Origin of the sequence: Enterococcus italicus DSM 15952 (assembly GCF_000185365.1) — a bacterium.
Classification (GTDB): domain Bacteria; phylum Bacillota; class Bacilli; order Lactobacillales; family Enterococcaceae; genus Enterococcus_G; species Enterococcus_G italicus.
This window is the reverse complement of sequence record NZ_GL622241.1, coordinates 1,893,231-1,915,689: the sequence shown is the minus strand read 5'-3', so window position 1 is coordinate 1,915,689 and position 22,459 is coordinate 1,893,231. Positions and strand designations below refer to the sequence as shown.

The 22,459-nt window shown below is 40.7% G+C and carries 14 protein-coding genes and 1 pseudogene; 8 read left to right on the top strand and 7 right to left on the bottom strand.

Translation table 11 applies throughout. The annotated features are described in order from the left end of the window. Nucleotides 1-4: 4 nt before the first annotated feature. A complete protein-coding gene (locus tag HMPREF9088_RS08910) occupies nucleotides 5-1,489 on the bottom strand; it encodes a sucrose-6-phosphate hydrolase (RefSeq protein WP_007208889.1) in 1,485 nt (494 codons plus the stop codon). Nucleotides 1,490-1,711: 222 nt separating this feature from the next. Between HMPREF9088_RS08910 and HMPREF9088_RS08905 the strand changes: the two genes are divergently transcribed. The 5 genes from HMPREF9088_RS08905 (at nucleotide 1,712) to HMPREF9088_RS08885 (ending at nucleotide 8,172) form a co-directional block, all read left to right on the top strand. Further along, nucleotides 1,712-3,664: a sucrose-specific PTS transporter subunit IIBC gene (locus HMPREF9088_RS08905; protein WP_040366919.1), complete on the top strand. Its 1,953-nt coding sequence runs from the start codon at nucleotides 1,712-1,714 to the stop codon at nucleotides 3,662-3,664. A 25-nt stretch (nucleotides 3,665-3,689) separates the two neighbouring features. After that, entirely contained in the window at nucleotides 3,690-4,562 is an 873-nt protein-coding gene (gene scrK, locus HMPREF9088_RS08900; protein ID WP_007208887.1) for a fructokinase ScrK, read from the top strand. Between the two features lie 119 nt (nucleotides 4,563-4,681). Further along, entirely contained in the window at nucleotides 4,682-5,761 is a 1,080-nt protein-coding gene (gene serC, locus HMPREF9088_RS08895) for a 3-phosphoserine/phosphohydroxythreonine transaminase (protein WP_007208886.1), read from the top strand. Beyond that, nucleotides 5,762-6,946: a phosphoglycerate dehydrogenase gene (locus tag HMPREF9088_RS08890; RefSeq protein WP_007208885.1), complete on the top strand. Its 1,185-nt coding sequence runs from the start codon at nucleotides 5,762-5,764 to the stop codon at nucleotides 6,944-6,946. After that, nucleotides 6,946-8,172 (top strand): DUF1015 domain-containing protein, encoded by a 1,227-nt coding sequence (locus tag HMPREF9088_RS08885; RefSeq protein WP_007208884.1) that lies wholly within the window; start codon nucleotides 6,946-6,948, stop codon nucleotides 8,170-8,172. Before HMPREF9088_RS08890 ends, HMPREF9088_RS08885 begins: the two co-directional genes overlap by 1 nt. Nucleotides 8,173-8,469: 297 nt before the next feature. Here the strand turns inward: HMPREF9088_RS08885 and HMPREF9088_RS08880 are convergent, their stop codons facing one another. The 4 genes from HMPREF9088_RS08880 to HMPREF9088_RS08865 form a co-directional block, all read right to left on the bottom strand. After that, entirely contained in the window at nucleotides 8,470-10,791 is a 2,322-nt protein-coding gene (locus HMPREF9088_RS08880) for an ABC transporter ATP-binding protein/permease (RefSeq protein ID WP_007208883.1), read from the bottom strand. A 209-nt stretch (nucleotides 10,792-11,000) separates the two neighbouring features. Continuing rightward, complete coding sequence (locus tag HMPREF9088_RS08875; RefSeq protein ID WP_007208882.1) at nucleotides 11,001-11,870, bottom strand: sugar ABC transporter permease; 870 nt, start codon at nucleotides 11,868-11,870, stop codon at nucleotides 11,001-11,003. A 4-nt stretch (nucleotides 11,871-11,874) separates the two neighbouring features. Continuing rightward, entirely contained in the window at nucleotides 11,875-13,224 is a 1,350-nt protein-coding gene (locus tag HMPREF9088_RS08870) for a carbohydrate ABC transporter permease (protein WP_007208881.1), read from the bottom strand. 103 nt (nucleotides 13,225-13,327) lie between these two features. Continuing rightward, entirely contained in the window at nucleotides 13,328-14,590 is a 1,263-nt protein-coding gene (locus tag HMPREF9088_RS08865; protein ID WP_040366916.1) for an extracellular solute-binding protein, read from the bottom strand. Nucleotides 14,591-14,860: 270 nt separating this feature from the next. On the opposite strand from HMPREF9088_RS08865, the gene HMPREF9088_RS08860 reads away from it, so the two are divergent. After that, nucleotides 14,861-16,642, top strand: a complete 1,782-nt coding sequence (locus HMPREF9088_RS08860; RefSeq protein ID WP_040366915.1) for a glycoside hydrolase family 13 protein — start codon at nucleotides 14,861-14,863, stop codon at nucleotides 16,640-16,642. A 40-nt stretch (nucleotides 16,643-16,682) separates the two neighbouring features. Here the strand turns inward: HMPREF9088_RS08860 and pgmB are convergent, their stop codons facing one another. Both pgmB and HMPREF9088_RS08850 read right to left on the bottom strand, forming a co-directional pair. Next, entirely contained in the window at nucleotides 16,683-17,354 is a 672-nt protein-coding gene (gene pgmB / locus HMPREF9088_RS08855; protein ID WP_007208877.1) for a beta-phosphoglucomutase, read from the bottom strand. After that, on the bottom strand, nucleotides 17,354-19,642 hold the full coding sequence (locus tag HMPREF9088_RS08850; protein WP_007208876.1) for a glycoside hydrolase family 65 protein: 2,289 nt from the start codon (nucleotides 19,640-19,642) through the stop codon (nucleotides 17,354-17,356). Before HMPREF9088_RS08850 ends, pgmB begins: the two co-directional genes overlap by 1 nt. 254 nt (nucleotides 19,643-19,896) lie before the next feature. On the opposite strand from HMPREF9088_RS08850, the gene HMPREF9088_RS08845 reads away from it, so the two are divergent. Together HMPREF9088_RS08845 and HMPREF9088_RS08840 are read left to right on the top strand one after the other, a co-directional pair. Continuing rightward, nucleotides 19,897-20,964 carry a LacI family DNA-binding transcriptional regulator gene (locus HMPREF9088_RS08845; RefSeq protein ID WP_007208875.1) on the top strand — a complete coding sequence of 356 codons (1,068 nt, stop codon included), beginning with the start codon at nucleotides 19,897-19,899 and terminating at the stop codon, nucleotides 20,962-20,964. Nucleotides 20,965-21,333: 369 nt separating this feature from the next. Continuing rightward, nucleotides 21,334-22,387: pseudogene (locus tag HMPREF9088_RS08840) on the top strand (aspartate-semialdehyde dehydrogenase). Nucleotides 22,388-22,459: the final 72 nt, after the last annotated feature.

Sequence of the window (22,459 nt, the reverse complement as noted above, 5' to 3'; positions counted from 1 at the left end):
TCCTTTAGTCGTCTAAATGAATCGAACGAAGGGACCATAGTGTGCTATTATCAGCAACACCGTCTAGTAAAATCGTCGTGTCCTCTTTCTTAGGAAAGACGCGACTAGTGCAGACTCTTTCGCCTTCATTGACAAATAATTCGCAAATCGAACCATCCACAAATAGGCGTAGCTCGATGGCAGCGTTGGGTGCCACGTTCATTGTGCGACTTGTCCCAAAGTCTGGATTTACTTGTAAGGCCATTCGTCCTCGATCTACCGTAATCATACCATTTTTTGCATCACAATGAATATCAAATCCGTAATCATGTTCAGCTGAAGCGAATAAGGTCAGGGTGCTTTCTTCATCGGCAGGAATCGTTAGTGTTAATTCATAGCAATTACTTTCTGGCTGATAGAAAACACCTTGTAGGTCACTCATAGGAAGGACTGCTTGGCGCAAAGTTTCTAACTCAGCAACTGGTTGTTGGTACAATTGGCCCTTTATAATCCGTAGTTCACGTACTAACGAGAGACAATGAGCCCAGCCTTCTTGGTCAGATGGATACGTCACATCAGGTAGACCGACCCAGCCGACACTTAGCGCTCGGCCATTTGGTGCTTGAAAAGCCTGAGTAGCGTAGACATCAAACCCTTCGTCTAGATTATGAAAATCAGAAGGGGTAATCAACGTTGCTGATTCAGGATCAAAGTCATCCGCTATGACATATAGATTCGGATAAATATTTTGATAATCAAAAGTCTGTTTGTCTAATCCTTGGGGACAAAAAATAAGCACTGGCTTGTCATCCACAAAAACTAAATTCGGACATTCTATCATATAGCCCATTTGTTCGCTTGAAAAGTGTAATTCATTGACGAGTTCCCATTCGGTCAATGAAGTTCCTTTGTATAGTAGGACTTTTCCTTCTTTTGCGTCATTTTGGGTCCCCATCAATAAGTAATAGTTTTCTTCATAAACAAATACTTGTGGGTCACGAAAATGTTGAGTATAGCCTGTTGGTGGAGCGGGAATCAATGGCGTTGCAAGCTTTTCTACATGATAATCAGGAGTCATCCAAGCACCTAGTTGCGTGGCGTGGCGCTCCCAGTTTTTGTCACGAGCATTACCAGTGAATGCCAAGAAAAGCTTATCATCGACAGGTAGCGCCGATCCTGAATAGACACCGTGGCTATCAAAAGAGGTATCAGGCAATAAGCGTAATTGATCACGTTGCCAGTCGACTAAATTTTTTGAAGTTAAATGATACCATGATTTTAAGCCGTGCACTGGGCCAAATGGATAGGCTTGATAAAAGAGATGCCATTGCCCATCGAAATAGGAAAAGCCGTTTGGATCGTTTAATAAGCCAGTCTCTGGCTGAATATGGTAAGCAAAGCGCCAGGGAGAATCGCGCTGTTGTGTTTTTAAGTTAGACAGGTATTCATCCGACCAATCTTCGTAATCTTGATATCGTAAAGCATCTGTCCATTCAGTAATGTTGTTCATTCTTTCCTCCTATATAGAAACCGCATTCTTTTTCCATAAGGATAGCTTTAATTGTGCTAAATGTCAAACGATAATCAAATGTATCATTAGATAATAAAGTTTATTTAAAAGTGTTTTGAGTGTTTTTCTAAATTCAATAAAAAAATAATTTGATAAACGTTTGACATTTTTTTAAAATCAGGTATCATAATGATGAAAAACGTTTTCAAAGGAGGAGTTCAAATGAATCACAAAGAAGTTGCACGGCAAGTGGCCGATGCAGTGGGTAAAGAGAATTTCGTTGCAGCAGCGCATTGTGCTACACGGTTACGTCTTGTCTTGAAAGACTCAAGCAAGGTAGACCAAAAAGCATTAGATGACAATGCAGATGTCAAAGGCACATTTGAAACAAATGGCCAGTATCAAATTATTATCGGACCTGGAGATGTGAATAAGGTCTATGAAGAACTTGTCACGATCGTAGGAGTGAAAGAGGCTTCGACTGAAGACTTAAAAGCAGTTGCACAAGAAGGAAAAAAACAAAATCCAATGATGAATTTTGTGAAAGTGCTATCAGATATCTTTGTTCCATTAATGCCAGCTTTAGTAGCAGGTGGGTTATTGATGGCAATCAACAATGTCTTAACAGCTGAAAAATTATTTGGCGCACAATCTTTGGTGCAAATGTACCCAGCAATTACCGATGTCGCTTCTATTATTAATTTATTAGCATCGGCACCATTCGCGTTCTTACCAATTTTGGTTGGTTTCTCAGCAACAAAACGTTTTGGCGGAAATCCATACCTAGGTGCTGCTATGGCGATGGCGATGGTAATGCCATCCTTAGTTAATGGCTACAATGTTGCCAATACGATTGCAGAAGGCACCATGCCTTATTGGAATGTCTTTGGTTTAAACGTAGCCCAAGCTGGTTACCAAGGATCTGTTTTACCTGTGTTAGCCGTTGCTTACATTTTAGCTACACTTGAAAAATTCTTGCATAAAAAAATTCCGACTGTCTTAGACTTTACATTCACACCAATGTTAGCAATTATTATTACTGGCTTTTTAACATTTACAGTCGTAGGTCCTGTGATGCGCGGTGTCGGCGATGGTCTGACAACGAGCTTAGTCTGGTTGTATGATACAGCTGGCCCAGTTGGTTTAGCGGTACTAGGATTATTTTATTCTCCAATCGTGATTACTGGACTACACCAAAGCTTCCCAGCAATTGAAACGACGTTAATCGCTGATATTGCTAAAACAGGGGGTACATTTATCTTTCCAGTCGCATCAATGGCCAATATTGCACAAGGTGCGGCAGCGTTCGCAGTATTTTTATTAACAAAAAATGAAAAACAAAAAGCATTGGCTTCTACTGCCAGCGTATCTGCTTTATTAGGGATCACTGAGCCTGCAATTTTTGGGATCAATTTAAAATTGAAATTTCCGTTTATCTGTGCGATGATTGCATCTGGTATTGCTAGTGCCTTTATCGGTATTTTCCATGTATTAGCAGCAGCACTAGGTTCAGCTGGTGTGATTGGATTTATTTCAATAGCTAGTGGTGGATACAAAGGCTTTGCTATTTCTGCATGTATCAGTTTTATCGTGGCATTTGTGCTGACTTATGTTTACGGTCGCAAGAAAATGAATGAACCACTTGTCGAAGCGACAGATGATGTAGCTGTCTCAATCAATTCAGCACCAACAAATGAAGCATCAGACGAAGTAATCGCTGCAGCAGTCGAAGGGGACATTGTTGATTTAAAAGAAGTAAACGATCCCGTTTTCTCTTCTGAATTAATGGGCAAAGGAATTGGCATTATCCCGACTGATAACACACTTTACGCACCTGTTAGTGGGGTACTATCGGTTGTCTATGAAACAAAACATGCTTTTGGTATTCAATCAAACGATGGAGCTGAAGTATTGTTGCACATCGGTATTGATACAGTTAATCTTGAAGGTGCACATTTTTCTTCTGATCGTAAACAAGGAGAAGTTGTGAAGCAAGGTGATGTATTAGGAACATTTGATCGTCAAAAAATTGCTGAAGCTGGCTACGATACGACAGTGATGCAAATTGTTACGAATACACCGAATTACTCTGAGGTTGCTGTCGTAACTGATGGCCACGTATCTCATAAGGATGCAGTTTTAGCATTGACGAAAGCAACTGAAAAAGGCAACTAAGTTTAAAAGAAAGAAGGACAGTTACGTGTTATATGGATCTATCGAAGCAGGAGGAACAAAATTTGTTTGTGCAGTAGGGAATGAAGACTTGGAGATTTTGCATCGCGAAAGTTTTCCAACAACAGTTCCTGCAGAAACAATGGCAAAGGTGATAGCTTTCTTCAAAAAATTTGAAACAGAGCTTGTCGGAATTGGGATTGGATCATTTGGACCAATTGATATTCATGAAGAATCACCAACTTACGGATACATTACCTCTACGCCTAAACTCGCTTGGCAAAATTATGATTTTGTGGGCGCAATGAAGAAGGAATTTTCTGTACCAGTTGCTTGGACGACTGACGTAAATGCTGCTGCATACGGTGAATATGTTTTTGGCCATGGCAAAGGCTTAGATAGCGTTGTGTATTATACAATCGGTACAGGAGTTGGTGGCGGAGCAATCCAAAAAGGCCAATTTGTAGAAGGCTTTAGTCACCCGGAGATGGGCCATATGCTTATCGTTCCTCATGAAGATGATTCATATAAAGGCAATTGTCCTTTCCATGGCAATTGTTTAGAAGGGATGGCTGCTGGTCCAGCAATCGAAAAACGTCTAGGCAAAAAAGGAGCCGATGTCCCAGAATCAGATCCTTTTTGGACAATTGAAGCAGATTACATCGCTCAATGCGTGTACAATACAACCTTGATGCTTTCACCTGATGTAATTATCCTAGGTGGTGGTGTAATGAAACAACAACACATGGTCAAAAAAGTACACGAAGCCTTTACAAATTTGATGAAAGGCTATGTAAAAACACCATCATTGGATGAGTACATTGTTACTCCGGCTTTGGAAGACAACGCGGGTACGATGGGTTGCTTAGCTCTGGCAAGAAAAGTCGCTCTTTCAGCATAATGAATAAGAAAAAGAAGTTTTCTTCGGAAAACTTCTTTTTTTGTTTGATGAAAGCTTTCTAATGCTTTCTTAATTTGCTATAATTGTTTTCACATATAAGAAAAGGAGCGAACAATGATATGACTGTTTATAATTTTTCAGCTGGTCCAGCCGTTTTGCCAACAAAAGTATTGGAGCAAGCACAATCTTCCTTAGTGGATTACCAAGGAAGTGGCATGTCCATTTTGGAGCTGAGTCATCGATCCTCCTTATTCTTAGCGATTATTGACGAGTGCGAGCAATTATTACGTGAATTAATGAAAATACCTGAAAATTACCGTGTGCTTTTCATGCAAGGAGGGGCAAGTCTGCAATTTTCGATGTTGCCTCTAAACGTTGCCCGAGGGAAAAAAGCACTATACGTGAACACAGGTGCTTGGGCTAAAAAGGCCATTGCGGCTGCCAAAAAAGTACCTAATGTGACAGTAGAAGTCGTAGCATCAAGCGAAGATGACTCATTTACATCGGTTCCGACTATCGCAGAATTGGATCCAGAGGCAGCTTATGTCCATATCACGACCAACGAAACAATCGGCGGCGTTTCTTACCATCAGATTCCAGATACAGGCAATGTACCGCTTGTGGCAGATATGTCGTCTAATTTTTTAAGCAATGACTACCAGGTAGAAGATTTTGCAATGATTTACGCAGGAGCGCAAAAAAACTTAGGACCGGCTGGCTTGACGGTCGTAATTATACGTGAAGATTTCTTAAATACGGAAGAAGTCTTTGCGCCGATGCTTGATTATCGAGTGCAAGCAGACAATCAATCCATGTACAATACACCACCGACTTTTGCAATTTATGTGGCAAAGTTAGTTCTTGAATGGGTCAAAGAGGTAGGCGGAGTAGCTGAAGTTGTGAAGCGAAACGAAGAAAAAGCGGCGTTGTTATACGACGCGATTGACCAATCACAGCTTTTTTCAAGTCCGGTCGCAAAAGAAGCTCGTTCATTGACAAATATTCCCTTTGTGACTGGTCAAGCAGAACTAGATAAATTATTTATTCAACAAGCAACTGCTGCTGGATTTGAAAACATTAAAGGACATCGCTCAGTGGGTGGGATGCGCGCAAGTATTTACAATGCATTCCCGTTAGAAGGCGTTAACGCACTGGTAGCTTTTATGCAAGCATTCGAACAAGAACAGGGGGAAAACTAAATGTTTCAAGTAAAAACATTTAACGCCATCGCACCAGAAGGAATGGAGCGCTTTGAAAAAGAACGATATGCTATCAATGAAAGTGATACGCCGGATGGAATTATTTTAAGAAGCCAAAAGCTGCATGATTACGACTTTCCAAAGAGTGTCTTAGCAGTTGCGCGTGCGGGGGCGGGAACGAATAATATCCCTGTCGCTGAATGCACTGAAAAAGGAATCGTCGTTTTTAATACGCCGGGAGCAAATGCCAATGCGGTCAAAGAACTAGTCTTAGCCAGCTTGCTGTTAAACGTTAGGCCTATTTTACAAAGTGTGCAGTGGCTAGAACAACAAACAGGACCAAATCTTGAAGAACAAGTCGAAGCTAATAAAAAACAATTTGCCGGACATGAATTAGTCGGGAAAAAATTAGGTGTGATTGGTTTAGGATCAATTGGTGCGATGATTGCAAACGATGCCTATCGTCTCGGTATGGAAGTCATTGGGTATGATCCGTATGTCTCCGTCGATACGGCTTGGAGTATCTCGCGTCGTGTCAAGCGTGCACAAGAAATGGCCGAAGTTTTGACCACTTGTGACTTTATCACGATTCATGTGCCATTACTAGATTCAACGAAAAATTTAATTAGCACCAAGGAATTAGCGATGATGAAACCATCGGCACGCCTATTTAATTTTTCGCGCGGTGAAATCGTCGACACACAAGCAGTCATTCAAGCCGTTGAGACCAAAGAAATTGCAGGCTTTACGACGGATTTTGCACAAGAACAATTATTACACCATCCTGATGTTTTGGTATTGCCGCATTTGGGGGCTTCGACAGAGGAAGCAGAAATTAATTGTGCAAAAATGGCGGCGCGGACATTGAAGCGCTACTTAGAGACAGGTGTCATCAAATATTCCGTGAATTTCCCGACAGTCGACATGTCATTTCGTTCACCTAATCGTCTGACAGTCATTCATCAAAATGTGCCGAACATGCTAGGAACCATTTCTTCGACGATTGCTGAATTTGGCATTAATATCGACAACATGGTCAATCGTGGGCGTGATCAATTCGCCTACACCTTAGTTGACGTCGCCGAGGAGGACGCGGCTAAATTACAAAAAGTAGCAGACAAATTGACAGAAACAGAGTCAATTGTCAGAGTTCGTGTTATTCAAAATCCGGAGGTGCTGAGCTAATGGTCAAGGTAAATCCTTTTTCGGCCATCCATCCCCGAGCGGACTTGGCTGAACAAATTGCCGTATTACCCTATGATGTAGTTGATTCAAAAGAAGCGGCCGCTTTTGCAGAGGGGAATCCCTACAGTTATTTTCGCATTGATCGTTCTGAAATCGAGCTACCAGAGCTTGCCTCACCGTATGATCCAAAAGTCTATGAAAAAGCCGCGGCGAATTTGCAAAAGTTTTTAGCTGAAGGGTGGTTTGTCGAAGACGGTGAGCCGACGTATTACCTATATGAATTGACGATGAACGGACGTAGCCAAACAGGAATCGTGGCGACGTCCTCGATTCAAGAATATTTGGATGGGAAAATTAAGAAGCATGAATTTACCCGCCCAGAAAAAGAACAAGACCGAATGAACCATATTCGTACATGTGACGCAGATACTAGCCCAATCTTTCTGTGCTACCGGCAGCAGCAAGCAATCAAGAAGCTAGTGGATCAGTGGAAAGAGACACACCCTGTATTTTGTGAGTTCAGTCATATGTATGATGTTCACCATCGCGTGTGGCAAATCAAAGACGAGGCTGTCATTTCGGCGTTGCAAGAAGCATTTGAGCACATACCGGCGCTCTATATCGCTGATGGTCATCATCGAACCGAGTCTGCAGTAAAAGTCGGCTTGGAAAAACGGGCAGCTCATACCGCTACTCCTGAGAGTGAACAATTTTTATCGATTTTATTTCCTGATGAAGAGTTGGCTATCTATGAATACAACCGAGTCATTAACGTCTCAGTACCAAGTGATTTCTTAGCACAACTGGCGCCATCTTTCACTGTCGAAAAAAGCACATACCAAAAACCACAGCAAAAAGGGCAATTTAATCTGTATTTTGGCAATCACTGGTACCGTCTGACGGTCAAAGAAGCTATTCAGTCCGATGATCCTGTCGCAGGGCTAGACGTTTCGCTCTTGCAAGAGCATATCATTGCACCAATTTTTGGCATCACCGATGTTCGAACAGACAAACGAATTGATTTTGTGGGCGGTATTCGTGGAGCTGGAGAACTTGTAAAGCGAGTGGATTCTGGAGAGTGGCAAATAGCTGTTGAGTTGTATCCGACACAAATGGCCGATCTATTGAACGTAGCTGATGCGAATCAAATTATGCCACCAAAATCAACATGGTTTGAACCAAAATTATTAAGTGGACTTTTTGTGTATGATTTAAAAACCAAATAAAAAAAGAGGTTGTGACAACTGCGTTTAGCTCCGAGCAATAAGATCAGAAATTCAAAAATTGTATTTCAAATTTTTGAATTTTTGACTTATTGCCGAGAGAGCTGCAGTTGGAACACCGTTTAAAAAGAGGTTGTGACAACTGCGTTTAGCTCCGAGCAATAAGATCAGAAATTCCAAAAATTGTATTTCAAATTTTTGACTTATTGCCGAGAGAGCCGCAAGCAAAGAACCAGACGATCCTAAAGTTCGAGCATTTAGGATTGTCTGGTTCTTTTTGTTTATAAATAAACCATCTCTTTATTCTGCACGTAAGGCAATAGCGGCATCTTTTTTAGCAGCCATGCGGGCAGGAATGTGACCTCCTAGCATTGTCAAGACGGTACTGATTACTATCAGGATGCCAGCGTGGACAGGATTTAACTGTGCCACGTTTTTTAAATCCGTTAAGTTTTGTAACAAATGATTGATGGGGAATGTCGCAGCATAAGCAATGGCTACACCTAAAACCCCCGAGCTGACACCTAAAATTGCTGTCTCCGCATCAAAAACGCGGGTGATGTCTTTTTTGCGTGCACCAAGCGCTTTTAGAACACCGATTTCTTTGGTGCGTTCTAGCACGGAAGTATACGTCAAAATTCCAATCATAATCATACTAGTTACTAATGAAATACCTGCAAATGCTACGAGCACATAGGTGATGGCATCCATCAATCCACCTGTTAACTGAGTCATCGTACCAGCTAAATCAGTATAAAGAACTTGATTGGCTTTGCTCTTGCCTTTGTTATACGCATCTAAGTAGGACAATACCTTTTCTTTTGATTTAAAGTTATTCGGGTAGATATAAATATTGCTTGGTGTAGCATCTGCACCGAGATACGTCAACAAAGTTTTTTTGGAGTCGCTTGTTAGTGTTTCGCCAGTCAAGACATTGGTTGATTGGTTGTTTTGAGCAGTCACGATAGCAGACTGCTTGTTTTCAGTGATGACAGCCTGTGTCAGACTATCACTATAAGCAATCCCTGTTGCCAATAGATCCATCGTCGAAGAGCTTTTGGCTTTTAAAATGCCGACGATAGTGACGGTTTGATTGGCGTCGTTCTTATAGACGGCTGTTAAATCTTGATTGGGAAGGAAATTTCCAGTTGGTAATGTTTGATAATAGTTGTCGTTGGCGACGAGTTTCATAGTCGTGCCTACAATGTCGCTGTATGGAACAGCTATCCCACTTTTTAGATCAAAGCCTAAGTTGTTTAAGGCGTTGATATTGGTGGTGCCGTCTTGGTCAACGATAAGAACAAGATCAGTGGCTTTTGTCGGGTAGCTACCGTCGACTAGCTGATAGTTTTCTTTTAAAAAATTACTTTTTGAATCGTCTAATTGATCAGGAAAGACAGATACGCCGACTCCTGTCGAACTCGCAAAGGATGTGCTCGGTGTTTGCTCTGTTTTTTGATTCGATAAGCGAACTTGCTCGACTGTGCCATTGACTTCGCGTAATAAATTTAGGTTTGTAATCCGACTGTAGCCGATATTATTGCTCCACTCAGGATTAATCTTTTTTACATAGGCTAAATAATCTGCATCTAAGTTATTTGTATGAGTGGCAAGGTCTTGAGAACTTGTTTCGGCAAGAACGGTCTGTTCTTTTGCTTTCGTTGTGCTCGTATCGTTGGCTAATTCACTATTATCCGTACTGATTTGAGAAATGGTCACCGGAAATTTTGACAGTGTTTCGGCCTGCGTTTGATCGATTTGCTTTTGGAACCCGTTGGATAGCGATAGGACGATAGCAATCCCAATAATCCCGATACTTGAAGCAAATGAGGTCAAAAAAGTCCGGCCTTTCTTGGTGCGAATATTAGTAAAGGACAGTCTTAGTGCGGTGAGAAAGGACATCTTGGTATGCGTCAGTTGAAAGGTATCATCGACTTGATTTTCTTCAAATGGATGCGAGTCCGTCATAATCTTGCCGTCAGAAAACTCGATGATGCGATCAGCATAGCGATGAGCAAGCTCGGGGTTGTGGGTAACCATGATGACCAGCTTTTCGCGAGATAGTTCTTTAATTAGTTCCATGATTTGCACGCTCGTCTCAGAGTCAAGCGCGCCGGTCGGTTCATCGCATAGCAGTATTTCTGGATTGTTAGCCAGTGCTCTGGCGATTGCTACACGCTGCATTTGGCCACCGGACAGTTGATTGGGCCGCTTGTGTAAATGCTCCTTCAACCCGACTCGTTCCAAGGCATTCATTGCTTGATTCCGACGCTCGTCTTTTGAAAGCCCACTTAGCGTCATACCCAGTTCGACATTGTCAAGAATCCCTTGGTGACCAATCAGGTTATAGCTTTGAAAAACAAAACCAATCGAATTGTTGCGATAGGCATCCCAGTCATTCGCTTTAAAGTGCTTTGTTGATTGGCCATTAATAATTAAATCCCCTTCATCGTATTGATCCAGGCCACCGATGACATTTAATAGCGTCGTCTTTCCTGAACCACTAGGACCAAGGATGGCAACAAATTCTTGCTTACGAAACGATACGCTGACACCATCGAGCGCTTTGGTTACAGTTGTGCCAACAGTGTAGTACTTTTTTAATTGCTTTAAAGTTAGCATGAGTTAGTCTCCTTTAGTTGTAACATAAACATATTGTAGCGAACCTCACTACGTATTGCAAAAATCCAAATAAGGATGAGACAGAATTCGTCAGCTGCAAGCAAAAAGACCAGAAAAATCAAAGTTGTTTTTCAAACTTTTGGATTTTCTGGTCTTTTGTTTGTAGCTAATTCTGTCTAGTTTGACTCACTGGCAAAAAGTAAATCTTATTAGCCTTTGACAGAACCAGACGTGATTCCTTCGACATAGAAGCGTTGCAAGTAGATAAATAATAAGGTGATTGGAATGGCAATGATGACACAACCAGCTGTAAATGCCATGAATAAGGAATTGGCGGTTGATTTGGTCATCATGGTGAATAGGCCAATCGCAATTGTATAATTTTTGACATTATCACCCATGATGATTTTTGCAAAAATGAAGTCCATCCAAGGACCCATGAATGCACCCAATGACGTAAAGACAATAATAGGTTTTGATAGAGGAAGGGTAATTCGAGTGAAAATTTGCCATTTATTTGCCCCATCGATCATTGCCGATTCATCTAAAGCAACTGGAATGGTATCGAAAAAGCCTTTCGCAATATAAAATCCCAAAGCCGCTCCTGACGAGTAAACCAAAATCAATGCAAAGAGGCTACCAGTTAAGTTGATTGCTTTTAAAATATAGTAGATAGCAATCATGCTCATAAATCCTGGGAACATATTCAATATCAATGCTACTTTTAAAAATGGTTTGCGTAAGCGGAAGCGTAATCTTGATAACGCGTACGCCATTGCAATCGTAATAAATGTCGACAAGATACAGCTAACCACTGATACAAATAAGGTATTTAAAAACCAGCGGACAAACGGGAAATTACCTGTCGTGTTGCTAAGTAAGATACGATAATTTTCTAAAGTGAACTCTTTTGGAATGATATACGGAACAAACGCGCCACCTTCTGAACGGAAACTTGTGAGCACAATCCAGACAATTGGAAATAGCCAGACAACAGCCAAAATAACCAATATCAGGTAAACGAGCGAAAGTGTAACTTTTTGTTGCTTATGATAACTCTTGACGGTTTTTTTAGTCATGTTACTAGGCCTCCTTAAATGAATTTGTACGCGTATAAGCGACTAAACTAAAGACTGCAGACAGAATGAAAATTAAAATACCAATGACAGATGCCAAGTTGTAGTCCATCGTATTTACTGTCAAATTATACAGCCAAGTAACAAGTAAATCGGTCGAACCAGCACCATAATAATTGGAATTTGAAGGACCGCCACCAGTTAACAAATAGATCACGTTGAAATTGTTAATATTACCAATGAATTGTTGAATCAACGAAGGCGTCATAATAAATAGAATTTGTGGGAAAGTAATCGTGCGGAAAATTTGCCATTTATTGGCACCATCAATCCGAGCAGCTTCGATTTGATCTTCGGGTAAGTTTTGAATAATACTCGTCGATACTAGCATAGTCGCTGGAATCCCTATCCACATGTTGACAAAAATGATGCTCAGTTTAGCCATCGTTGGATCTGTTAGAAAAGGAATTGCTGAATCAATCAAGCCCCATTTCATTAGTAGTGCATTGATTGGTCCTGCTCCATTTAATAAATTACGGACAATTAAAAGTGAAACAAACTGAGGAACTGCCATTGTCAAAATAAAAATAGTTCGCCATACTTTTTTAAATTTTAATCCTTTTGTATTGATTAATAATGCAAGAATAATACCAAAGAAAAAACAAGTTACCGTCGCGACAACTGCCCAGGTCAATGTCCAAGCTAAAATAGGGAAGAAGGTACTTGCCATATCCCCAGTGATCACATTCCCAAAGTTTTTTAATCCGACCCAGCTAAATAGATTTTTTGGTGGAAGATGATTGTGATCGTAATTTGTGAAGGCAATCGAAATCATATACAGCAATGGCAATACTGTAAAGAACAATACCCCTAATAAAGGAATCGTCATCAAGGTTGCATGGAAGCGTTCGTTGAGTAATGATTTTAAATCTTCCTTAGTTGTAGGGACTGGTTTTCGAGCTTGCTTTAGTTCAAATATATGACGTGCACTTTTTAAATTAATGATATATAAAAGCAAAATCATGATACAAAAAAGTGCTGCAGCAATCCCGAATAATAAAAGCAACATTGAGTTATCGCCTTCTTGCAACACGCGAATCCCTAGTGATTGATCAAATACTAGCCCTTGTTTCTTCGTTCCTAATGTACCTAGCATACTTAATGCATGCCAACCGTTGCGAATGAGCCAGTATAGAAATCCAAGTTGTGCTCCAAGAAAAAGAATGCCCTTTAAAAACTGACGGTTGGCAAGATTAGCTGCCCCCATAATCAAAAAAGATAACTTTGTTGCAAAATCACCAGTCTTTAGTAATTCCGTAAATGTCATATGTTGTTCGTATCGCTTTTTATGGAACATTGCCCATCAACTCGCTTTCTACTTAGTTATGTATGAATGAATAAACACAGACGGACTACGCAACGCGAAGCGAAGTCCGTCTGAAAATTCATCACTACTCGTGCTACTCAGTCGTTTTAGAAATATCAGATACTAATTTATCTAGCTTGTCTTGGTATTGACTTTCTTTGATGTTGCCTTTGTAAGTATCGTTAATTAATGCATCCATTGCTGGCCAGAATGAATTCATTTCTGGAAGTTTTGGCATTACGACAGAGTGGTCAGTATCAGACATTTCCATAACCGCTTTGGCAACTGCATCAGAAGTAACTTTTTCATTTTTTTGTAAATCTTTGTTTGAAGGGACTGTGCCAATTTCTTCGAATTCTTTTAATTGTGAAGACTCATTAGACAGGTATTCAGCCAAAGTCAAGGCAGCAACTGGTGATTTTGTTTGTTGGTTAACAGCAAACAGTTTTACACCTAAGAAAGCTTTCATTGGTGTTTCGCCATGGCCAAAGTCAACAGTAGGGTATGCCGCTACGGCCATGTTATCACCAAGTGCTTTTTTTACATCATTTTTAGACCATGGGCCAGATAAGAAAGCATCAGTTGTACCTGCAGTAAGGTTAGCGAGTGCTTCAGTCGAAGATTGCACGACACCGCTATTGCTCTTTTGGGAAGCAATCCATTTAAGGACTTCAATTCCTTTTTCATTGTTAAAGTTTGTTCCTGTCAAATCTTCGCCATTGTCTCCATATAAGACATCGCCATTACTCATAAATAATGGACCGAAGATGTAGTTTGCACCTGCGTCACCAAAGTTTGTACCTAATTTTCCTTTAGAAGTCAATGTATTCCAAGTCTTCACATCGTCTGCAGATAATTTAGATTTATTGTAGTAAAGGACTTGCGATTCGACACCATAAGGGAATCCGTATAACTCATCTTTCCAAGTGGCACCTTCGACTGCTGAATCGACATTGTTGTCTTTTACTGAATCAGCAAATTTTGTTTCGGTGAATGGATAAAGTAACCCAGCATCGGCCATTTGTCCTACTTGATCATGCGGCATCATAAAAACATCGGCAGCAGAAGAAGGGTCTTTTGAAACATCTTTTTTTGCATCAGCAGATGAACCGGCAGTCAATTCGACTTTGACATCTGGATATTCTTTTTCAAAATCAGCAACAATTGGTTTGAACATATCGACTTGCTCTGTATCTACCCATAATTTGATATCTCCAGAGACTTTAGCAGATGAGCTGTCTTCTGTTTTTGAGCTATCCGAACTAGAAGAGGAAGAGCTACCGCAAGCGGCTAATAGTAATGCTGTTGCACTTAACACGACACCCGTTGAAACATATTTTCTCCAATTTTTTTTCATTTCAATATCCTCCATGAAATAAATTTAGTTTACATGATTATTATGCAACCGTTTGCGAAGATAGTCAAGAGAAATTTGAAAAAACACTGTTTTAGACAAATTATTTGTAAGGGTGATTTGAGATTTATCGGCATTACTGCATATCAAGGGTACAAAATTGACATAATTCCAATTATTTAGCATTTTATGCAATCGTTTGTCTTTTTTATGTTGAATCGTATAGTTGCTTGTGCCATAATGAGTTGGAAATCAATTGAAGGAGTGAAGAGTATGAACACAGCTGCAATTTATCATCGTCCAGATAGTGAGTATGCTTATTTGTACGATAAAGATACGATGCATATTCGCCTGCGGACTGCCAGAGCCGATAGCAAGCAAGTCTATCTAATTTCAGGAGATCCATATTTATTAGATAAAGAGCAATGGTATCAAGAAAAAGAACCGATGAAAAAAATTGTCTCGACGGATTTATATGATTACTGGTTTATTGAAAAGAAGGCTAAATTCAAACGGTTGAGTTATGCTTTTGTCATTCAAAGTCAAGTCGATATTCAAGCTTTTTATGGCGATCATGGCGTGTTTGAGGTGACTGATACGTATTTAAAGATGCCGAATAATTATTTCCGTATGCCGTATTTTCATGAAGTTGACCGTGTGAAAGCGCAAGAGTGGGTTAGCCAGACTGTTTGGTACCAAATTTTCCCTGAGCGATTTGCCAATGGAGATGCGACGAATGATCCGGTGGATACGCTGCCTTGGGGGAGTAAAAACCCTGATCGCCAAGATTTTTTTGGTGGTGACTTACAAGGAGTGATAGACCATTTGGATTATCTAGAAGAGCTAGGAATCAATGGTATTTACTTGTGTCCGATTTTTGAAGCCCATTCGAATCACAAATACGATACCATTGATTACTTTAAAGTAGATCCTGCATTTGGGACGGATGAGACGCTACACGAATTGATTGACGCCTGTCACAGTCGTGGAATGAAAGTCATGCTTGATGCTGTCTTTAATCATATGGGAGACACCTCACCACAATGGCAAGATGTCTTAGAAAATGGGCAACAATCAAAATATGCCGACTGGTTTCATGTCAATGAATTTCCTGCTACGTATAAAATCGATGATGACTTTGAGGAAGCGCATGATCTGACCTATGATGTCTTTGCGTTTACACCACATATGCCGAAGTTGAATACAGCTAATCCTGAAGTACAAGATTATTTGCTATCGATTGCTACGTATTGGATTGAAACATTTGATATCGATGCATGGCGTCTCGATGTTGCCAATGAGGTCGATCATCATTTTTGGAAGAAGTTTCGCCAAGCTTGTTTCGCGATAAAACCAGATTTTTATATTTTAGGAGAAATTTGGCACTCTTCCCAAAGTTGGCTTCAAGGGGATGAGTTTGACGCGGTGATGAATTATGCGTATACCGATGCCATTATGAATTATTTTGTGAAGCGTCAAATCGGTCTGAAGAAAATGGTTTCTGATATGGCCAACCAGTTAATGCTTTATCGCAATCAAACCAACCAAATGCAATTAAACGTATTAGATACTCATGACACGCCGCGTTTGCTAAGTGAAACGCAGGGAGACAAGGATTTGATGCGTCAAGTATTGGCATTCACCTATATCCAACCTGGTGTGCCTTGTCTGTATTATGGCGATGAAGTCGGAATGACAGGTGAGATGGATCCGGATTGTCGCAAATGTATGGTCTGGGATGAAGAGGAGCAAGATGGTAGTCTTAAGGGATTCGTGATCGATTTGATTTCTTTACGTAAAACATACGCCTCCTTGTTGGCGAAAGGGACTTGGGAGTGGCAATTAGTAGATGAAGACACTGGTCTATTGACGCTAAAAAGAGAATGGGAAGGTACTAGCCTTATTGCACAGTTTAATAGCGGTCAAGAAGCTCAAACGGTTAGCAAAAAGGGAGAAATTCTTTTGAATGCGTTAACGAACCAAGTAGATCGTGAGCTCGTTATTGAACCAATGGGATTTGTAGTTGCTGCTTATCCCATATTGATAGAAGAATAAAAAAATCCGGCCCTCATCAGTTGAGAGCCGGTTTATTTTTTTATGAATGAATCTGATTTTGCCATGTATCACATAGAAAGTCGTAAGTTAGCTGTGATGTGTCGGGGACGAGTGCGATATCTGTTCCTAAGTCAACTTCTTTTCCAATCCCTATTGGTAAGGCGCCGCTTGCTTGGATTGCTTGAATGCCAGCGAGCGCATCTTCAATACCGATACACTCTGACGGTGCAAGCGACAATTGACTTGCAGCGGCTTCATAAATATCTGGCGCCGGTTTGCCGGCTTTTAACGAAGCAGGATCGACAATCGTATCAAAAAGCGCCATAATGCCTAGGTGTTCTAATAAAAAGGGGCCATTTTTACTGGCTGATGCTAACGCGATGCCAATCTGATTTTCTTTTAAGGCAGTTAAAAGCGATTGAATGCCTGGATAGATATCGGCGGGTGTGACACTTTGAATCATTTCTTTATAATGGTCATTTTTTTTCTTAGCTAAGGCTGCAAATTCGGTAGGAGAATACCGATCTTCTTGCTTTCCTTCAGCTAGTATTAATCGCAATGAATCTTCACGACTGACACCTTTTAATCGTTCATTGAATTTACGATCGATGGTGATGCCTAGCTCGTTTGCGAGTGCTTGCCACGCTAGGAAATGGTACTCAGCTGTATCGGTAATGACACCATCTAGATCAAATAAAACACCTTTGAACATTAGTCTTCCTCCTTTGTGGGCATAGGTATGGTCAATGTGGTCGCTAGTTTGTATGGTTTTTCGTATAAGGACACATCAAGAGGATCCCCGGAGATCAGTGTCAATGTTACTTGTTTATTGACGTCAATCGCCAATAAGCGATTGCGATAATTAATACGGAAGGCATATCCTTGCCAATTTTTCGGTAAAAATGGTGCGAAACGCAAGGTGTTTTCAGTGGTCTTCATTTGTGCAAATCCTTGAACAATTGCTAACCAACTACCAGTCATAGAAGTAATATGCAGTCCATCTTGCGTATCGTTGTTATAATTATCTAAATCTAGTCGAGCTGTTCGTTGGTACATTTCGACAGCTTTCTCCTCTAAGCCTAATTCCGCTGCTAATACTGCATGGATGCTTGGTGATAGAGAGGACTCGTGCACAGTCATTGGTTCGTAGAAGTCGAAGTTCCGTTGCTTTTCCTCGATTGAATAGGCATCGCCAAAGAAATATATGCCTTGTAGCACATCTGCTTGCTTAATGAAGCATGAACGCAAAATCTTGTCCCAAGACCAGTGTTGATTTAGTGGCAATTCAGCGGTGTCGAGGTCGGTAACAGGCATTAGGTCTTTGTCTAAAAATGTATCGTGTTGCACAAAGATACCTAGTTCATCGTCTTTTGGATAGTACATGCCATCGATGATTTCTTGCCAATGGACTAGCTCTTCATCTGATATGCGTGCTTGAGTAGAGTCACGATATTTTTGGTAGCTATCAATCGTATATTGCAGGACCCAGGCAGCTAAGGTGTTTGTATACCAGTTGTTATTGACATTGTTTTCGTATTCATTTGGGCCGGTAACGCCATGGATCATATATTGACCCTTCCGTTTAGAAAAATGAACGCGATCAGCCCAAAAGCGGGCAATCTCTGCCAATACTTCCAGTCCGTGGGTTGCAAGGTAACTTGTGTCACCAGTATAGTTCGTGTAATTGTAAATAGCATATGCGATTGCGCCGTTGCGATGGATCTCTTCAAATGTGATTTCCCATTCGTTATGGCATTCGATACCAGTGAAGGTCACCATCGGATAAAGTGCACCAGCTAATCCTTGTTGCCTTGCGTTGTGTTTGGCTTGCGGCAGTTGGTTGTACCGATAATTCAATAGGTTTTTCGTCACTTCAGGCTTAGCAAGTGCGAGATAGAGTGGGACAGCGTACGCTTCAGTATCCCAATATGTCGCACCGCCGTACTTTTCACCCGTGAAGCCTTTTGGTCCGATGTTTAGCCGTTCGTCTTCTCCGTAATAAGTAGAAAATAATTGAAAAAGGTTAAAGCGGATACCTTGTTGGGCTTCATCGTCACCGGCAATTTGTACATCAGCTAATTCCCAGCGTTTTTGCCATGCGGCGGTTTGTTGGGTTAAGGCTTCGTCGAATGTTTCTTTTTTAGCAGTAGCTAGTAATGTGGCTGCTTTCGCGACTTGTTCACTAGGTGCGACGTCTCGACTAGTGACCAGAAGGACACGTTTAGTTAGAGAGAGTTGTTCGCCTTGTTTTAATTCTGTCGCTACTTCTTCAGAGACGGCTAAAGGTGCCTGTGTGTAGTCGCTTGTTAACTGTGTGGAGAATTCGTTATCCATCATGGCCGTTACGGTAAATTGTTCAATGTCAAATTGATTAGGAATCGTACGGACTTGTAAATAGGGGGACGTCTCGCCATTCGAACTAGTGGCAATAGGTTCCCAGAAGTGTTCGTTATAATTACTATCTTCGTTTTGCACATCGCTAGTAAGTGCGGAACGCCATTTGACTGACGCGCGGCCATCGAGAACGGCTAAGTTCACATCAATCCAAGCTGCTTCTTGAGTAGTGATGCTTAGAAATCGGCGGAAAGTAAAGGCTACCGTCGCTTCCGGAAGATTTAATGTGAACGAGCGAGAAAGTAAGCCGTTTTTTAAGTCTAACTCTTGATTAAAGGATTTAGGTGTTAGTTTCGCCAAATCAATTTCTGTATCATTGATTGTGATCGTCATTGCTAAAAAGTTCAAAGCATTAATGACCTTGCCGAAATAGTCAGGGTAACCGTTCTTCCACCAACCTACTCTTGTTTTGTCGGGGTACCAGACGCCAGCTAGATACGTGCCTTGATGATGGTCGCCACTATAACCTTCCTCGAAATTCCCGCGCATCCCCATGTAGCCATTACCGATACTGGTAAGTGATTCTTGGAGACGCATGTCTTTGTGTAATTGTGTTGTTTTTAGTTTCCATGGATGGATATCAAAAAGCCGATTTAAGTGTTCCATAATAAATCCTCCTTTTTTCTTCTGTCAGTATACTTTTAAAATAAACGCAAACGGTTTCGTTGTCAATAAGAATATCAGAAAAGATTGGAATATTATTTTATAATGATAGATACTAATTATGCATAGTTTAGATATTTAAAAATGAAAATTCATTGTGGAATCGTTTGCGTAAAATTTACCCGTATTGGATCGGATTTGCGAAAGAAAAGGAAAATTGACAAATACGTAGTTTGTCCTTATGCTTATGAAAGAAAATGTTGGAAAGAGCAAGAGGGATTTGTTATGCGAAACAAAAAAAAGGGGCAGTCACGATTAAAGATGTGGCGACTAAGGTAGGGGTAGCGCCATCTACTGTGTCTAGAGCGCTGCAAAATCATCCGAGTATCTCAAAAGAAACCAAAGATAAAGTGAAAAAGGCGATGGAAACGCTAGGATATGTGCCAAATGTAGCCGCTCAAAATCTTGCCAAAAAATTTGCCAATACGATTGGTGTGGTCATGCCAGTACTCTCGTTGAAAGAACGACGAAGCAATCCGTTTTACTTGGAAGCGATTACGGCGATGAATCAAGAAGCAAGCCAATATGATGTTACAATTGCTATTGCTTCTGGTGAAACGCAAGAAGAACTATTGCATACGGTCCAGTTAATGTACAAACAAAAACGAGTCGATGGGTTTATTTTGCTATACACCAAACGAGAAGACCCTGTCTTACTTTATTTAGAAGACAATTATATTGCTCATACGGTCATCGGCCAGCCATATAAGTATACCAATACGACGAATATCGTCGATAATGACAATCGTCTGTTGGGACAAACGGCTACCCATCATTTAATGGAGTGTGGGCATGAGCGAATATTATTTGTTACCCATGTTGAAAAAGAAAATGTCTTCCATGAGCGTTATTTTGGGTACCAACAGGCATTAATGGATGCGGATTTACCAGTGTTTCCGCGAGCATTAATTAAAAAAACAGAAGATTATCTAGCGTTCAGTGACATGCTGGAAGCTGAAAAACCGACTGCTTTGATCGTACTAGATGATATGTTTGCGCTACGAGTGATTCAATTATGTAATTTATTGGGGTATCGTGTCCCAGATGACTTATCGATTGTCAGCTTTAATAATTCAATTTTTTCAACCTTGATTCACCCTTACATTACGTCCATTGATATTTATACAGAAGAGTTGGGTCGGGTGGCAGTGCAACAGTTTATCCGCCAATTAAAGCATGCCGATGCACCGCAACAAAAAGTATTTATTCAGCATAAATTGATTGAACGAGAGACCGTTCTGCACCTTAATAAAACCGATGAATAAAAAAAGGGGTCGTGACAAAAGCGCGTAGCTCGTAGCAGTACGTTCAAAAATTTTGAAAATTAATTCTCAAATTTTTGAAACTTTTTGACGTAGTGCCGAGAGAGCTGCATTTGAACACCGTTTAAAAGAGGTCGTGACAAAAGCGTATAGCTCCGAGCAAAAAGATCAAACAATCCAAAGGTGATGGAAATAACTTTCGGATTGTTTGGTCTTTTTGTTTAGCTAAACCAGTTTTGTGTTTGCTGTGTTTTTCATCGCATAATGAAAAAGAATGTTTATTTACATACATACCTCAAATTAACTTGTGTAATAGAAAGAAAAGTGTGATAAAATGATGAAAAAGTTTTAATAATGAGGAGTTGTTCGTGAATGAGTAACGGGTACAATGTTGCGGTCGTGGGCGCAACAGGAGCAGTAGGAACGAAAATGATTCAAATGTTGGAGCAGACAACATTGCCCTTAAAGAAAGTGGTATTGTTGGCATCGAAGCGTTCTGCTGGCAAAACATTGCAATTTAAAGGGGAAACCTTGACAGTCGAAGAACTAGTACCAGAGTCATTTGAGGGAATTGATTTGGCTTTGTTTAGTGCGGGTGGTGGCATTTCTGCTACGTTCGCACCAGAAGCAGTCAAACGTGGTGCGGTTGTTGTGGACAACACGAGTCATTTCCGCATGGATCCACAAGTGCCATTGGTAGTACCTGAAGTCAATAAAGAAGCACTGAAAAAACACAAAGGAATCATCGCAAATCCGAATTGTTCGACGATTCAAATGATGGTTGCGTTAGAACCAATTCGCCAAAAAGCAGGATTGGATCGTATCATCGTTTCGACGTATCAGGCAGTGTCGGGCGCAGGTGCACGGGCAGTAGAGGAGCTAAAAAGCGAAGCGCAAGACTATTTAAATGGTGTACCAGTAAGTGAATGGCAAGCTGAAATCTTACCAGCTGGAGCAGACAAAAAGCATTATCCGATTGCCTTTAATGCCTTACCTCAAATTGATAAATTTGCTGAAGATGATTACACGTTTGAAGAGTGGAAGATGGTGAATGAAAACCAAAAAAATTATGGAAGATGCTGCCATAAAAGTAGCGGCGACCTGTGTGCGTATTCCCGTGGCAAGTGGCCATTCAGAATCTGTTTACATCGAAACGAAAGAAAAAATTAGTGTGCAAGATGTGCGTGAGACACTTGCAAGTGCTCCTGGAGTGGTCTTGGAAGATGATCCAAGCCAACAAGTTTACCCACAAGCAATCGAGTGTGTGGATCAAAAAGAAACGTTTGTTGGACGGATTCGTAAAGATTTGGATATCGAAAACGGTCTGCATCTATGGGTCGTCTCTGATAACCTGTTAAAAGGTGCTGCTTGGAATTCTGTTCAAATTGCAGAGACATTACATGAAATGGATTTGCTTCATATTTAAGTGATTTTTCAAGAAAAGTTTGGGGAATCCCACGCTTTTCTTTTTTTTGTTGTATAATGAAAGGGATCAGCG

Bases quoted from the DNA above. Each gene is read 5' to 3' on its own strand.
- HMPREF9088_RS08910 (WP_007208889.1), bottom strand. From the start codon at position 1,489: ATGAACAACATTACTGAATGGACAGATGCTTTACGATATCAAGATTAC.
- HMPREF9088_RS08905 (WP_040366919.1), top strand. From the start codon at position 1,712: ATGAATCACAAAGAAGTTGCACGGCAAGTGGCCGATGCAGTGGGTAAA.
- serC (WP_007208886.1), top strand. From the start codon at position 4,682: ATGACTGTTTATAATTTTTCAGCTGGTCCAGCCGTTTTGCCAACAAAA.
- HMPREF9088_RS08890 (WP_007208885.1), top strand. From the start codon at position 5,762: ATGTTTCAAGTAAAAACATTTAACGCCATCGCACCAGAAGGAATGGAG.
- HMPREF9088_RS08885 (WP_007208884.1), top strand. From the start codon at position 6,946: ATGGTCAAGGTAAATCCTTTTTCGGCCATCCATCCCCGAGCGGACTTG.
- HMPREF9088_RS08880 (WP_007208883.1), bottom strand. From the start codon at position 10,791: ATGCTAACTTTAAAGCAATTAAAAAAGTACTACACTGTTGGCACAACT.
- HMPREF9088_RS08875 (WP_007208882.1), bottom strand. From the start codon at position 11,870: ATGACTAAAAAAACCGTCAAGAGTTATCATAAGCAACAAAAAGTTACA.
- HMPREF9088_RS08870 (WP_007208881.1), bottom strand. From the start codon at position 13,224: ATGTTCCATAAAAAGCGATACGAACAACATATGACATTTACGGAATTA.
- HMPREF9088_RS08865 (WP_040366916.1), bottom strand. From the start codon at position 14,590: ATGAAAAAAAATTGGAGAAAATATGTTTCAACGGGTGTCGTGTTAAGT.
- HMPREF9088_RS08860 (WP_040366915.1), top strand. From the start codon at position 14,861: ATGAACACAGCTGCAATTTATCATCGTCCAGATAGTGAGTATGCTTAT.
- pgmB (WP_007208877.1), bottom strand. From the start codon at position 17,354: ATGTTCAAAGGTGTTTTATTTGATCTAGATGGTGTCATTACCGATACA.
- HMPREF9088_RS08850 (WP_007208876.1), bottom strand. From the start codon at position 19,642: ATGGAACACTTAAATCGGCTTTTTGATATCCATCCATGGAAACTAAAA.
- HMPREF9088_RS08845 (WP_007208875.1), top strand. From the start codon at position 19,897: ATGTTGGAAAGAGCAAGAGGGATTTGTTATGCGAAACAAAAAAAAGGG.